Raw genomic sequence first — 13,972 nt, forward strand, 5'->3', positions numbered from 1 at the left:
CGCTAGTTCCCGCCTGGCGGCGCGTTGCCGCGCCGAGTGATCGGGGCGAGCAGCCCCCGGCTGCTCGCTAGTTCCCGATCACTCCCACTCGATCGTGCCGGGCGGCTTGGATGTATAGTCGTAGACGACGCGGTTGACGCCCTTCACCTCGTTGATAATCCGCGTCGCCACGCGCGGCAGGAAGTCGCCGGGGAAGGAGAAAGCCTGCGCGGTCATTCCGTCGACCGAGGTCACCGCGCGCAGCGCCAGCACCGAGTCGTAGGTGCGCGCGTCGCCCATCACCCCGACCGTGCGGACCGGCAGCAGCACGGCGAACGCCTGCCAGATCGCGTCGTAGAGGCCGGCGTTGCGGATCTCCTCCAGGTAGATCGCATCCGCCTTGCGCAGGATGTCGCAGCGTTCCTTCGTCACCTCGCCCGGAATGCGGATGGCGAGGCCGGGGCCGGGGAACGGGTGGCGGCCGACGAACACGTCGGGGAGGCCCAGCTCCCGGCCGAGCGCGCGGACCTCGTCCTTGAACAGCTCGCGCAGCGGCTCGACCAGTTTCATGTTCATCCGCTCTGGCAGGCCACCGACATTGTGATGGCTCTTGATCGTCACCGACGGGCCGCCGGTGAAGCTGACGCTCTCGATCACGTCCGGGTAGAGCGTGCCCTGCGCCAGGAACTCGGCGCCGCCGATCTTCTTCGCCTCCGCCTCGAACACGTCGATGAAGGTCTTGCCGATGAACTTGCGCTTGGCTTCCGGGTCGGTGACGCCGGCGAGGCCGTTCATGAACAGCGTCTGCGCTTCGACATGGATCAGCGGGATGTTGTAGTGGCCGCGGAACAGGCCGACGACCTGCTCCGCCTCGCCCTGCCGCAGGATGCCGCCGTCGACGAACACGCAGGTCAGCTGGTCGCCGATCGCCTCGTGGATCAGCAGCGCCGCGACCGACGAATCGACCCCGCCCGACAGGCCGCAGATCACCTTGGCACTGCCGACCTGCTGGCGGATCTCCGCGATCTTGGCGGCCCGGAACTCGGCCATGCTCCAGTCGCCGGTCAGGCCGCAGACATGGCGGGCGAAGTTGGCGATCAGCTTGGCGCCGTCGGGGGTGTGGACGACCTCCGGGTGGAACTGCATCGCGTAGATGCGGCGCGCGTCGTCGGCGATGATCGCGAAGGGCGCGCCCTTACTGGTCGCGACCGGGCGGAAGCCGGGGGCAAGCTCTGCGACATGGTCGCCGTGGCTCATCCACACCTGGTGCCGCTCGCCCTGGGTCCAAAGGCCGTCGAACAGCGCGCACGGCGCGCCGATGTCGATGAACGCCTCGCCGAACTCGCCGCCCGCTCCCTTCTCAACCTGGCCGCCGAGCTGCCGGGTCAATGCCTGCTGGCCATAGCAGATGCCGAGCATCGGCAGGCCGCTGTCGAGGATCTCCTGCGGAATGCGCGGGCTGTCCTCGTCGACGACCGAGGCCGGGCCGCCCGACAGGACGATCCCCTTGGGCGCCATGCGGGTAAAGGCTTCGGCCGCCGACTGGAAAGGGGCGATCTCGCTATAGACCCCCGCCTCGCGGATGCGCCGCGCGATGAGCTGGGTCACCTGGCTGCCGAAGTCGACGATGAGGATGCTGTCGGGGTGTTCCATGGCGCAGGCCCTAGCCGCGCAGGCGGCAATGGCCAAGCCCGGCGGAGCGACGGGGCCAAGCCCGGCCGGCGGAGCATCGCTCCGTCCGGCGGTGCGGCTTTGCCGCGGCGCTCATGCGGTCATACGAAAAGAGGCCGCACTTCCGGGTGGAAGCACGGCCCCTCTATTACAGACGCCGGCGCGGCGACGCCGCGCGGTCCGCCTCAGGCGGCGTCGTCGTAATCCTCGTCGTTCATTACCGGGCCCGAATCCTGGCCCTTGGCCGACACGTCGCGGTCGACGAACTCGATGATCGCCATCGGCGACGCATCCGACTGGCGCGGGCCGGCCTTGATGATGCGGGTGTAGCCGCCGTTACGGCCCGCATAGCGCTCGGCCAGGACGTCGAACAGCTTCACGAGCTGTGCGTCGTCGAGCAGGCGGGCGTGCGCCAGACGGCGGTTGGACAGGCCACCCTTCTTCGCCAGGGTCACCAGCTTCTCGACGTAGGGGCGAAGCTCCTTCGCCTTGGCGACGGTGGTGGTGATCTGCTCATGCTTGATGAGCGCGGCCGACATGTTGCGGAACAGGGCGATCCGGTGGGCCGAGGTACGCTGCAGCTTACGGCCGCCGACGCGATGACGCATGGTAGTTCCTTCTCGTTCGTAGGGGGGCCGTGTGAGGTACCCCGATCCAGGCGGTGTTATGGAAGGGCCACCGCCATTTGCCCTGGAAAGTCACGAAAGGTCACACCCGTTGGGATGCTGGCCGGGCCGCGGCCAAGCCGCGTCCTCTACGTCGAACGGGTCGGCTGGAAGCCGACCCGCCGGCCGGGGCTGTGCGTCTCCGGTGCAGCATCGCTGCACCGGTGCGCATCAGCCCATGATCTCCTGCTCGAGCTTCTTCGCCATCTCTTCGATGTTCTCGGGCGGCCAGCCGGGAATTTCCATGCCCAGCCGCAGCCCCATCGACGACAGCACTTCCTTGATCTCGTTCAAGGACTTGCGGCCAAAGTTCGGCGTGCGGAGCATCTCTGCCTCGGTCTTGCCGACGAGATCGCCGATATAGATGATGTTGTCGTTCTTCAGGCAGTTGGCCGAGCGCACCGACAGTTCCAGCTCGTCCACCTTCTTCAGGAGGTAGCGGTTGATCTGCTGGGTGTCGCCCGCAGGCTCCGCGCCGGCGGCAGGCGCCGCCGCCTGGCCGATCGGGGCCGAGCGGGTGACCGACGAGTCGTCGAAATGGACGAACAGCGCCAGCTGGTCCTGCAGGATGCGGCCGGCATAGCCCACCGCGTCCTCGGGCGTGACGGTGCCGTCGGTCTCGATCGTCAGCGTCAGCTTGTCATAGTCGAGGTCCTGACCGACGCGGGTCGGGTCGACCTTGTACGACACCTGGCGCACCGGCGAGTAGAGCGCGTCGACCGGGATCAGGCCGATCGGCGCGTCGGCCGGACGGTTGCCGGCGGCGGGGACATAGCCCTTACCGACGTCGGCGGTCAGCTCCATGTTGAAGGTCGCGCCCTCGTCGAGGTGGCAGATCACCAGGTCCTTGTTCATGACCTCGATGTCGCCCGACACGGCGATGTCGCCCGCCTTCACCTCGCCGGGGCCGGTGGCCGACAGCTGGAGGCGCTTCGGGCCTTCGCCCTGCATGCGGATCGCGATCTGCTTCACGTTCAGGACGATGTCCGTCACGTCCTCGCGCACGCCGGCGAGGCTGGAGAACTCGTGCAGGACGTTCTCGATCTTGATCGACGTCACCGCCGCACCCTGCAGCGAGGAGAGCAGCACGCGGCGCAGCGCATTGCCGAGCGTCAGGCCGAAGCCACGCTCCAGCGGCTCGGCGACGAAGGTCGCCTTGCGCTTGCCGTCACCGCCCTTTTTCTCCAGGCCGTTCGGCTTCTTGAGTTCCTGCCAGTTCTTTGCGTTGACAGCCACGGGGTTCCCCTGGGTTGGAGGCCGGTGGGGCGCCGGCCTCGGATAAGTAACGCCGACTCGTCAGCCGGCGCGAAGGTCGAGCAAGATAAGGCTCAGACGCGCCGGCGCTTGGACGGGCGCACGCCGTTGTGCGGGATCGAGGTCACGTCGCGGATCGAGGTGATCTGGAAACCGACCGCCTGCAGCGCGCGCAGCGCCGACTCGCGGCCCGAACCCGGACCCTTGACCTCGACCTCGAGCGTGCGGACGCCGTGTTCGGCGGCCTTCTTGCCGGCGTCCTCGGCCGCGACCTGCGCCGCGTACGGGGTCGACTTGCGCGAGCCCTTGAAGCCCATCATGCCGGCCGACGACCAGCTGATCGCATTGCCCTGCGCATCGGTGATCGTGATCATGGTGTTGTTGAAGCTGGCGTTGACGTGCGCGACGCCGGCGGTGATGTTCTTGCGTTCGCGACGGCGAATGCGCTGCGGTGCTTGTGCCATTATCTAATCCTGACCTTGTTCCGTGGTACGGAGGCCGGGAGGCGGTATGCCTCTGACCTGCCTCCGGCGGAGAAGAAGTGAAAAACAGTCCCCCGGACTGTTTTTTACTTCTTCTTCCCCGCGATCGGCTTTGCCTTGCCCTTGCGGGTGCGCGCGTTGGTGTGCGTGCGCTGGCCGCGGACCGGCAGGCCCTTGCGGTGACGCAGGCCGCGATAGCAGGCCAGATCCATCAGACGCTTGATGTTCATCGCGGTCTCGCGGCGCAGATCGCCCTCGACCGTGTGGTCGGCGTCGATCGCCTCGCGGATCTGCAGAACCTCCTGATCGGTCAGGTCCTGGACCCGGCGCTCGGCCGCGATGCTCAGCTTGTCCGTGATCTGCTTGGCCTTGGCCGGGCCGATCCCGTGGATATAGGTCAGCGCGATGACGACGCGCTTGTTGGTCGGGATGTTAACACCCGCGATACGTGCCATGTGATATATACTCCTAGCTCCACAGCGGCCGGCATGGCTAGCCACGACCGCTATCTCGACGCGTTGACCCCGAACGCACGATGGCGGCGAGCGCAAACAAGCGCCGCCGGAAACCGGTGTTGCGGAGTGAGGGTCAGTTAAGCGCGGCGCAACGCCCTGTCAACCATCGGGTTCCGCGGATCGTCGCAGAGCCGATGCCTTGCTCCGCAAGCCGACCCAGCGTCGCAACGCGACGACGAACCAGATCAACTCCACCGCCCCGAACGGCCACGCACCTTGGAGAAAGCCATAGGCCGACCCCATCAGACAGCCGAGGGCGAACAGCAGCGTCCAGAACGGCGCCCGATCCTCCAGCACGTAGCAGATCAGCATGAAGGTGACGGCGAACAGGCCAAAGGCGGTCAGGGCGTCCATGCCCCGGCGCTAGCGCAAAGCGCACGCGCTTGCACCCCGGCTAAAGCGGCAGGATGATCCGTGCGATCAGTCCGGGATGGTTGTCGGCCAGCTCGAAGCGACCGTCGTGAAGCCGCGCGACCGTATCGATCAGCGACATGCCTAGCCCTGCCCCCGGGGTCGTCCGCGCGGTGTCGAGGCGGCCGAAGCGGCGCAGCGCCTGCGCCCGGTCGGATGCGGCGATGCCGGTGCCGCGATCCTCGACCTGGATCGCGACCCCCTCCACATGCGGGGCCAGGCGCAGCGTCACCATTCCCCCGGCCGCGGCGTGCTTCAGCGCGTTGTCGATCAGGTTGGTGATCGCCTGGCTGATAAGCTCGCGGTGGAGGCGCATCACCGGCGACCCTGCGTCGATCGCAACGACGAAGGCGAGCCCCGCCTCCTCGGCGACGGGACCGTAGAGGTCGGCGATCTCCTCGATCAGCGCGGCGGGATCGACGTCAGTGAAGCGGTCGCGCGACACCGACTCGGCACGGCTGATCTCGATCACCATGGTCAGCATCCGCATGACCACGTCCGTCTCGGCGAGCAGACCGCCCAGCATAGCGTCGCGTGCGGCCGGGTCCGCGATCATCACCGCCTGCTCGGTCTTGGTCCTGAGGCGGGCGAGCGGCGAGCGGAGATCGTGCGCCAGACTGTCGGTGACGACGCGCAACTCGGTCATCAGCCGCTCGATCCGGCCGAGCATAACGTTGAGCCGCGCGGCGAGACGGTCGAATGCGTCGGCGCCGCCCGCCACCATCTCGACCCGGCGCGACAGGTCGCCCTGCCCCGCCGCCTCGACCACCCCGGCGATCCGGTCGAGCCGCGCGCCGACATAACGGGCGAGGACCAGGCCCGCCCCGATGCCGAGCGCCAGCGACAGGGTGACGGCGAGCGCCAGCGCGCTCTCGATCGCGCGCTGCTCCGCCTCGATCACGTCGAGGTTGCGCCCGGTCAGCAGCCAGTAGCCGCCGATCGCGTGGAGGAGGTAGCCGGTGTCGTGGAGGCCCCAGGCCCCCTCCTCCCCCAGCCGTGCGACACGGAAATGGGTCGGTCGCAGCGGTACGGTGACCCGGTCCGGGGCGTAGCCGACCAGCCGTCGCCCGTCATGGTCGAGCACCGCCACGACCAGCGAGACGTCGCCGGGCGGCCGGGCGTCGCGAACCGCTGCCGAAAGCGCCGCCGCGCCGCCCTCATGCCAGATCGCGAGCAGCGCGTCGGACTGCTCGATCATCTCGCGCCGGGTGGCGGCGATCGCGTCGTCATGGGTCTGCTTCCAGACGAAGCCGACCAGCACCAGGTTCGACACCAGCGCCAGCGCGATCGCGAGCAGCGCGATCCGCGCGGTGACCGACAGCCTCATGGACGGGGCTGCATCAGCTCTCCGCGGCGGCCAGCCGATATCCCGCCCCGCGTACCGTGTGGAGGATGGGCGAGGTGAAGCCGTCCTCCAGCTTGCGGCGCAGGCGGCCGATATGGACGTCGACGACGTTCGATCCGGGATCGAAGTGATAGTTCCAGATCTTCTCCAGCATCATCGTGCGGGTGACGACCTGACCGGCGTGGCGGGCAAGGAATTCGAGCAGGTTGAACTCGCGCCCGCCCAGCGCGATCGTCCGGCCAGCGCGGCTGACGTGACGCGAGAGCAGATCGATCTCCAGATCACCGACCGACAGGCGGGTCTTCTGCGGCTCGCTGGCGGCGCGGTCGGCGCGGCGGACCAGCGCCTCGATCCGGGCGGACAATTCGGTGAAGGAGAAAGGCTTGCAGAGATAATCGTCGGCGCCCGCCTTCAGCCCGTCGACCCGATCGTCGACCGAGGCGAGCGCGGACAGGACCAGCACCGGCGTCGGGATCCGGGCCGCGCGCAACGCCCCCACCATCGAGAGACCGTCCAGCCCGGGCAGCATCCGGTCGGCGATGATGAGGTCGAACACGCCCTCGCTCGCCAGGAACAGGCCGTCGCGGCCGTCGGCGGCGGTCTCCACGGTGTAGCCCGCCTCTATCAGTCCCTTTGCCAGATAGGCTGCGGTCGAGGGATCATCCTCGACGATCAGGATCTTGCGGGTCATCGTGTCGCTCGCCTCCGCGCCGCCCATACAGGAAAAGCCGGCGGAAAGCATCCTTCCCGCCGGCCCCTACGGCACCCCCGGGAGTTCGGGTACCGATCTTGCAAATCCTGCCGGGCGCGTCGCGGCGCTCGCGCCCAATGGATAGCAGATAGACGGTACGGGACTGCCGCAGCGTGACCGGTGGATGACAAAAGCGTCATCACTGGACGAACACAAAAATGCTATCGCGTCTCGTCAAGGATGGCGGCGATCGCAACGCCGACATCGGCCATGTCGGCCATGCCATCGACCCGGCGGACCAGGCCGCGTGCCTCGTAGAAGGGCAGGATCGGCGCGGTCTTGGCACGATACTCGGCCATGCGGGTGGCGACGGTTTCGGCATTGTCGTCGGGACGGCGCTTGAACTCGGTCGAACCGCAGACGTCGCAGACGCCACCGGTCGCGGGCTGCTTGAACGTGTCGTGATAGCCGGTGCCACAGGATGCGCAGGTATAGCGGCCGACGATCCGCTCGGTCAGCGCCGCCTCGTCCACCTCCAGCTCGATCACCCAGTCGAGCTGCTGCCCGCGCTCGGTCAGCAGCAGGTCGAGCGCCTCGGCCTGGGCGGTGGTGCGGGGATAGCCGTCGAAGATCGCGCCGCGCTCGACACCCTGGTCCAGCCGCTCGCCGATCAGCGCGGAGACGATCGCATCTGACACCAGCTCGCCGGCATCCATCACCGCCTTGGCCTGCAATCCCACCGGCGTGCCGGCCTTGACCGCCGCGCGCAGCATGTCGCCGGTCGACAGCTGGACCATGCCGCGCTCTGCCACCAGCTTGGCGGCTTGGGTGCCCTTGCCCGCCCCTGGCGGTCCCAACAGGATGATGTTCATGCCGCTCCCCTAATGCCGCGGGTACCGTCCGTCCGCCGATCAGCGGAGGCGGCCGCCCTTCAGCTTGGCCTTCTTGATGAGGTCGCCATACTGGTGCGCCAGCAGGTGCGACTGGATCTGGGTGACCGTGTCCATCGTGACGTTGACCACGATCAAGAGGCTGGTGCCACCGAGGTAGAACGGGATCGACAGCGCCGATACCAGATACTCGGGCAGCAGGCAGATGATCGTCAGATATGCCGCCCCGATCACGGTGATGCGGGTGAGGACATAGTCGAAGTAGTTCTCGGTATTCTTGCCGGGCCGGATGCCGGGGATGAAGCCGCCATAGCGCTTCAGATTGTCCGCCGTCTCTTCCGGGTTGAACACCACGGCGGTGTAGAAGAACGAGAAGAAGATGATGCCGGCGCCATAGAGCAGCATGTAGACGGGGCTGCCGTGCTGCAGATACTGGTTCAGGCTGATGATGAAGTCGCCCCAGGCGCTCTCGCCCGCGACCCGCTGGCCGGCGAACTGCGAGATGGTCAGCGGCATCAGCAGCAGCGACGAGGCGAAGATCGGCGGGATGACGCCCGCGGTGTTGATCTTCAGCGGCAGGTGGCTGCGATCCGCCTGCATCCCGCGCTGCGTCTGGCGCTTGGGATACTGGATCAGGATGCGGCGCTGGGCGCGCTCCATGAAGCAGATGAACAGGATCAGCGCGACCACCGCGACGACGATGCCGATCAGCCGGATCGGGTCGAGACTGCCCGAGCGACCACCCTCCAGCAGGTTGATGAGCGTCGTCGGCAGGTGCGCGACGATGCCGGCCATGATGATGAGCGACACGCCGTTGCCGATGCCGCGGCTGGTGATCTGCTCGCCCAGCCACATCAGGAACATGGTGCCGCCGATCAGCGAGATGACCGCGGCGATGCGGAAGGTCATGCCCGGCTCGATCACCGCGGCGACGCCCTGCGACGCGCCCAGCGTCTCGAGCCCGACGGCGATGAAATAGCCCTGGATCGCGGTCAGGCCGACGGTGCCGTAGCGGGTGATCTGGTTGAGCTTCTTGCGGCCGCTCTCACCCTCTTTCTTGATCGCCGCCAGCTTGGGGCTGAGCGAGGTCGCCAGCTGCACCACGATCGAGGCGGTGATGTAGGGCATCACGCCCAGCGCGATCAGCGACATGCGGCTGAGCGAGCCGCCCGAGAAGGTGTTGAAGAAGTCGAGCACGCCGCCCGTCGTCTTCTGGCTGAGCAGCCCCAGCGCGGTCGGGTCGACGCCCGGCAGCGGCACATAGGACAGCAGGCGGAAGACGATCAGCGCGCCGATCGTGAACCACAGCCGCTTCTTGAGGTCGGTCGCCTTGGCGAATTTCGCCAGGTTGATGCTTTGCGCCATCTGGTCGGCTGCGGATGCCATGCGTGTCGATGTCCTGGAAACCAATGCGGCGGGTAAGCGTTTGCCGCCCCCGCCGCCATATAGTCACGCTCGGTGGCTTGTCTAACCCGCCGATGCGAATTCCGCCGCCCGCCTGCGCAGGCAGCAGGGCAGACGTCAGGCCTTGAACGAAGCCTTGTGCGCCGCGCGCTCCTTGTACTTCACGCCCTTCTTGGCCGCGGCCTTCTCGGCGGCGGGGACGACGTGGATCACGTCGACCTTGCCGCCGGCCTTCTCGACCGCCTCGATCGCGCCCTTCGACGCGCCGGCGACGGTGAAGGTCAGCGCGGTCGAGAACTCGCCCTTGCCGAGCAGGCGGACACCGTCCTTGCCGCCGCGCGCCAGGCCGGCGGCCTTCAGCGCGGCGTGATCGATGGCGGCACCAGCGGTGATCTTGCCCGCTTCGACCGCCTTCTGGATCGCGCCCAGGTTCACCTCGGCATAATCCTTGGCGAAAATGTTGTTGAAGCCGCGCTTCGGCAGACGCATGTGGAGCGGCATCTGGCCGCCCTCGAAGCCGGCGATGGACACGCCCTCGCGGCTCTTCTGGCCCTTCTGGCCGCGACCGGCGGTCTTGCCCTTGCCCGAGCCGATGCCGCGTCCGACGCGGATCTTGGACTTGCGGGCACCTTCGTTGTCGCGGAGTTCGTTGAGCTTCATGATATGCACTCGCTTTCGCTTTTGTCGCGCTGATGGAAAAATGAAGGCGCGCCCTTAGCCGAGCGCGCCTGTCGCGTCACGCGGAATCTGCCCCTGCGCGGCTAGCGAGGCATCGCAGCGGCCACGCGCCGGTCCGGCGAGCGGAAATGCTCCAGCCGGCGCACCAGCCGCTGGCCGATACCGATCGCAGGCAGCTCGATCCATTGGAAGCCGAGCGTCGCCAGCGGCATGGCAAGCGCGATCGTCCCGGCGATCAGGACCAGCGTGGCCGCGCCGGGGTGCGCCACGATCAATCGGGGGACCAGCAGCGCGCCGGTTGCCGCCAGGATCGCCAGCACCGGCTGGTGAAGCAGGTAGAGACTGTAGGACCGATCTCCGAGCCGCGTCGCCCAGCGCGCGGACAGGATGGAAAAGCGGTCCGCCCTGACGAAGATCGCGCCGATGACGAGCGCGGCGCCAACACCCTCGATCATCGAGGTGAGCGGATCGTGATAGGCCAGTTCGAAATCGGCTCCGGCGATGGCGCGACCGGTCCAGAGGAGCGCCACCCCCGCCCCTGCGCACACGGCCAGCATGCCACGCCTCCGCAACGCGACACGCAATTGCGGAACGACCAGCGCGACGGAGGCACCGAGCGCGAAGTCGATCATATAGGTGGGTATCAGCAGCAGCTTGTCACCACCGAACCGCGACAGCACGGCCAGTCCCAAGGTCAGGATCACGAATGCCGGCACAGAGCGGCGCATGACAAGGATCAGGAAGGGCATCGCCGCCGAGGCGACGAGTTCCACGGCCAGCGACCAGATCGGCAGCGGCAGCGTGGATTTCAGACCGGCAAAGGCGAGCATGATCCTGCCCGTGGGTAACGGCCAGTTGCCGCAGTTCATCCGGGCCCATTCCGATCCCAGCGCAACGCCATCGGCTCCGAAGACCAGAAGATAGATCAGCGCGAGCGCGCATGCCGTCCAAAGCGCGGGATAGATGCGGAAAGCGCGGCGGATATAGAAGAAGCCGATCCGACGCCTATCGAGTGGAGACCGCATCAGCGATAGGGTTAGCACAAAACCGCTGAGGACGAAGAACGTGACCACCGCCCCATGCGCGTTGAAGATCAATGACATGGCGGATCGCGATGCCGCCCCATAGTCATAATAAAGGGCGCAGTGATAAACGACGACGATCAGAGCTGCGATTCCGCGAAGTGACTGAAGCTCTATAACGGAACTGCCGGTCCGAATATCTGCCGCCGCCCGCGCATAGGTGCCGCTGCAAATCATCACCCCACCCCTGCGCCAATTTCTTCGTGGGGCGTAACGACAACGAAAAAGGCGGCGCAAGTCATAAGACCTGCGCCGCCCTCCATGTTCGTATCACGATGGGACGAAGGCTTAACCCTCGACACTCACCATGTGCTGAACCTTGCGGATCATGCCACGGACTTCGGGGCTGTCTTCCAGCTCCGACACACGGTGCATCTTGTTGAGGCCAAGGCCGATCAGCGTCGCGCGCTGATCCTTGGTACGGCGGATCGGCGAGCCGATCTGCTTGATCTTGATGGTCGCCATATCGCTTACTCCACGATCGCCGCGGCGTCGGCCTCGGCCGCGCCCTTGTCGGCGCCGCCACGACCCAGCAGGTCCGCGATCTTCTTGCCACGACGCTGCGCAACCGACTTCGGGCTGGTCTGGTCGCCCAGGGCCTCGAAGGTCGCACGGATCATGTTGTACGGGTTCGACGTGCCGATCGACTTGGTCACGACGTCAGCGACGCCGAGCGATTCGAAGATCGCGCGCATCGGACCGCCGGCGATGATACCGGTGCCCTGCGGTGCAGAGCGCAGCGTCACGCGGCCGGCACCGAAATGCCCGTTGCCGTCATGATGCAGCGTGCGGCCGTCCTTCAGCGGAACGCGTACCATCTTCTTCTTGGCCGCCGCAGTCGCCTTCGAGATCGCCTCCGGCACCTCGCGCGCCTTGCCATGGCCGAAGCCGGCCCGGCCCTTGCCGTCGCCTACGACGACCAGCGCCGCGAAGCCGAAGCGCTTGCCGCCCTTCACCGTCTTCGACACGCGGTTGATGTGGACGAGCTTCTCGATCAGCTCCTCGCCACCGTCGTCGGAGCCGGGACCGCCGCGACCGCGACCGTCACGACCACCGCGACCGCCGTCACGACCGCCGCGCTGGCCGCCGGGGCCGCCGCGACCGCGACCGCCACCACCGCCCGGACCGCCACGGCCGCGACCGCCGCCCTGACCCTGATAACCGCCACCTGCGTTCGCGCCGGTGTTAGCGCCGGCATCACCGGCGGAAGCCTCAACCGCGGCGTTCTCGCCCGGCTGCGACTGGGTATCGTTGTTCTCGGCCATTATCTTAGAACTCCAATCCGGCTTCACGAGCCGCCTCGGCCAGCGCCTTGACGCGGCCGTGGAACAGGAAGCCACCGCGGTCGAACACGACCTTGGTCACGCCAGCGGCCAGAGCCGCCTCCGCCACGCGCTTGCCCACCGCCGATGCGGCAGCGACATTGGCGCCCGACGCATCGCGCGCGGTCAGCGTCGACGCCGCAGCGACAGTGACGCCGGCGACGTCGTCGATCACCTGGGCGTACATGTGCTTGCCCGAGCGATGCACCGACAGCCGCGGCCGGGTGCCGGCACGCGCACGCAGCGCAGTACGATTGCGCCGACGGCGCTTCTCGAAGAGTGTCATACCCTTGGACATTACTTCTTCTTCCCTTCCTTGCGGAAGATGAACTCGCCGTCGTACTTGATGCCCTTGCCCTTGTACGGCTCGGGCTTGCGCCAGCGGCGGATCTCGGCGGCCAGCTGGCCGACCTTCTGCTTGTCGGCGCCGCTGATCTCGACCGTGGTCGCATCAGGGGTCTTCACCTCGATGCCTTCCGGCACGTCGATGTTGACGTCGTGGCTGTAGCCGAGCTGCAGCTTCAGGGTCTTGCCCTGCGCCGCGGCGCGGTAACCAACGCCGGTGATGACCAGCTTCTTCGAGAAGCCCGTCGTCACGCCCGTCACCAGGTTCTGCACCAGCGTGCGCTGCATGCCCCAGAACGCGCGAGCGCGCTTGGTGTCGTTCGCCGGCTGCACGCCGATCGAGTCCGACTGGACGTCGTAGGTGATGAGGTCCGATAGCGGCATCGACAGGGTGCCCTTGGGGCCCTTGATCGACAGCTCGTTGCCGGTGCGGGTCGCGGTGACGCCCGAGGGGACGGCGACCGCCTTCTTACCGATGCGGCTCATCAGAACACCTCCGCCAGCACTTCGCCGCCGACATTCTGCTCGCGCGCCTCGGCGTCGGACAGAACGCCACTCGGCGTCGACACGATGGTGATGCCCAGACCGTTCATCACGCGCGGCAGGTCCTGCGACCCGCTGTACACGCGGCGGCCGGGCTTCGACACGCGCGCGATATGCTTGATGGCCGGCTGGCCCTCGAAATACTTCAGCTCGATGCGCACGCCGGCGGCGGGGCCCATCTGCTCCTCGGAATAGCCACGGATATAGCCTTCGCGCTGCAGAACGTCGAGCACGCGGACGCGCAGCTTCGACGCCGGCGAGAGGACGGAGTCCTTCTTCGCGCGCTGGCCGTTGCGGATGCGGGTGAGCAGGTCACCCACGGGATCGGTCACTGCCATCTCAAACGGTCCTTACCAGCTCGACTTCGTGAGGCCGGGGATCATGCCCTTGTTGGCAAGATCGCGCAGCATGACGCGAGCGAGACGGAACTTGCGATAATAGGCGCGCGGGCGCCCGGTGATCTCGCAACGGTTGCGGATACGCGTGGGGTTCGCGTTGCGCGGCAGCTCGGCCATCTTCAGCCGCGCGATCAGGCGCTCGCTCTCGTCGAGCGACGTGTCGTTCGCCTGGGCCTTCAGCTTCGCCAGCTTGGGAGCATATTGCTTCACCAGCTTCTTGCGACGCTCATTCTTGTTGATCGAACTCAGTTTCGCCATGGACTTAAGCTCTTCCTAGTAGCGCTCCCCCGCGAATGC

The 13,972-nt window shown here is 67.0% G+C and carries 18 protein-coding genes; all 18 read right to left on the minus strand.

The features are described 5' to 3' along the window. Positions 1–78: 78 nt before the first annotated feature. Positions 79–1,632 carry a glutamine-hydrolyzing GMP synthase gene (gene guaA, locus Q5H91_RS09450; RefSeq protein ID WP_305173151.1) on the minus strand — a complete coding sequence of 518 codons (1,554 nt, stop codon included), beginning with the start codon at positions 1,630–1,632 and terminating at the stop codon, positions 79–81. Positions 1,633–1,835: 203 nt separating this feature from the next. Continuing rightward, complete coding sequence (rplQ, locus tag Q5H91_RS09455; RefSeq protein WP_305173152.1) at positions 1,836–2,258, minus strand: 50S ribosomal protein L17; 423 nt, start codon at positions 2,256–2,258, stop codon at positions 1,836–1,838. A gap of 228 nt (positions 2,259–2,486) precedes the next feature. Beyond that, complete coding sequence (locus tag Q5H91_RS09460) at positions 2,487–3,551, minus strand: DNA-directed RNA polymerase subunit alpha (RefSeq protein WP_305173153.1); 1,065 nt, start codon at positions 3,549–3,551, stop codon at positions 2,487–2,489. A 92-nt stretch (positions 3,552–3,643) separates the two neighbouring features. Then, positions 3,644–4,033 (minus strand): 30S ribosomal protein S11, encoded by a 390-nt coding sequence (gene rpsK / locus Q5H91_RS09465; protein WP_019516037.1) that lies wholly within the window; start codon positions 4,031–4,033, stop codon positions 3,644–3,646. Between the two features lie 104 nt (positions 4,034–4,137). Continuing rightward, a complete protein-coding gene (rpsM, locus tag Q5H91_RS09470; RefSeq protein ID WP_305173154.1) occupies positions 4,138–4,506 on the minus strand; it encodes a 30S ribosomal protein S13 in 369 nt (122 codons plus the stop codon). Between the two features lie 159 nt (positions 4,507–4,665). Next, positions 4,666–4,920: a hypothetical protein gene (locus tag Q5H91_RS09475; RefSeq protein ID WP_305173155.1), complete on the minus strand. Its 255-nt coding sequence runs from the start codon at positions 4,918–4,920 to the stop codon at positions 4,666–4,668. 40 nt (positions 4,921–4,960) lie between these two features. Further along, positions 4,961–6,304 carry a sensor histidine kinase gene (locus Q5H91_RS09480; protein ID WP_305173156.1) on the minus strand — a complete coding sequence of 448 codons (1,344 nt, stop codon included), beginning with the start codon at positions 6,302–6,304 and terminating at the stop codon, positions 4,961–4,963. A gap of 13 nt (positions 6,305–6,317) precedes the next feature. Beyond that, entirely contained in the window at positions 6,318–7,013 is a 696-nt protein-coding gene (locus Q5H91_RS09485) for a winged helix-turn-helix domain-containing protein (protein ID WP_305173157.1), read from the minus strand. A 221-nt stretch (positions 7,014–7,234) separates the two neighbouring features. After that, entirely contained in the window at positions 7,235–7,885 is a 651-nt protein-coding gene (locus Q5H91_RS09490; protein ID WP_305173158.1) for an adenylate kinase, read from the minus strand. A 39-nt stretch (positions 7,886–7,924) separates the two neighbouring features. Beyond that, a complete protein-coding gene (gene secY, locus Q5H91_RS09495; RefSeq protein WP_305173159.1) occupies positions 7,925–9,289 on the minus strand; it encodes a preprotein translocase subunit SecY in 1,365 nt (454 codons plus the stop codon). Positions 9,290–9,424: 135 nt separating this feature from the next. Next, complete coding sequence (gene rplO, locus Q5H91_RS09500) at positions 9,425–9,967, minus strand: 50S ribosomal protein L15 (protein ID WP_305173160.1); 543 nt, start codon at positions 9,965–9,967, stop codon at positions 9,425–9,427. A 101-nt stretch (positions 9,968–10,068) separates the two neighbouring features. Continuing rightward, positions 10,069–11,304 carry an acyltransferase family protein gene (locus tag Q5H91_RS09505; protein ID WP_305173161.1) on the minus strand — a complete coding sequence of 412 codons (1,236 nt, stop codon included), beginning with the start codon at positions 11,302–11,304 and terminating at the stop codon, positions 10,069–10,071. Between the two features lie 51 nt (positions 11,305–11,355). Beyond that, positions 11,356–11,532, minus strand: a complete 177-nt coding sequence (rpmD, locus tag Q5H91_RS09510; protein WP_305173162.1) for a 50S ribosomal protein L30 — start codon at positions 11,530–11,532, stop codon at positions 11,356–11,358. Between the two features lie 5 nt (positions 11,533–11,537). Next, positions 11,538–12,332, minus strand: coding sequence for a 30S ribosomal protein S5 (rpsE, locus tag Q5H91_RS09515; RefSeq protein ID WP_305173163.1), 795 nt, complete (start codon positions 12,330–12,332; stop codon positions 11,538–11,540). Between the two features lie 4 nt (positions 12,333–12,336). Further along, a complete protein-coding gene (gene rplR, locus Q5H91_RS09520) occupies positions 12,337–12,687 on the minus strand; it encodes a 50S ribosomal protein L18 (RefSeq protein WP_305173164.1) in 351 nt (116 codons plus the stop codon). Continuing rightward, positions 12,687–13,220: a 50S ribosomal protein L6 gene (gene rplF / locus Q5H91_RS09525; RefSeq protein WP_305173165.1), complete on the minus strand. Its 534-nt coding sequence runs from the start codon at positions 13,218–13,220 to the stop codon at positions 12,687–12,689. Before rplF ends, rplR begins: the two co-directional genes overlap by 1 nt. Beyond that, a complete protein-coding gene (gene rpsH / locus Q5H91_RS09530) occupies positions 13,220–13,615 on the minus strand; it encodes a 30S ribosomal protein S8 (RefSeq protein ID WP_305173166.1) in 396 nt (131 codons plus the stop codon). The genes rplF and rpsH overlap by 1 nt, the downstream gene beginning before the upstream one ends. 12 nt (positions 13,616–13,627) lie before the next feature. Continuing rightward, positions 13,628–13,933, minus strand: a complete 306-nt coding sequence (gene rpsN / locus Q5H91_RS09535) for a 30S ribosomal protein S14 (protein ID WP_305173167.1) — start codon at positions 13,931–13,933, stop codon at positions 13,628–13,630. Positions 13,934–13,972: the final 39 nt, after the last annotated feature.

Origin of the sequence: Sphingomonas aurea (assembly GCF_030678875.1) — a bacterium.
Lineage (GTDB): Bacteria > Pseudomonadota > Alphaproteobacteria > Sphingomonadales > Sphingomonadaceae > Sphingomonas > Sphingomonas aurea.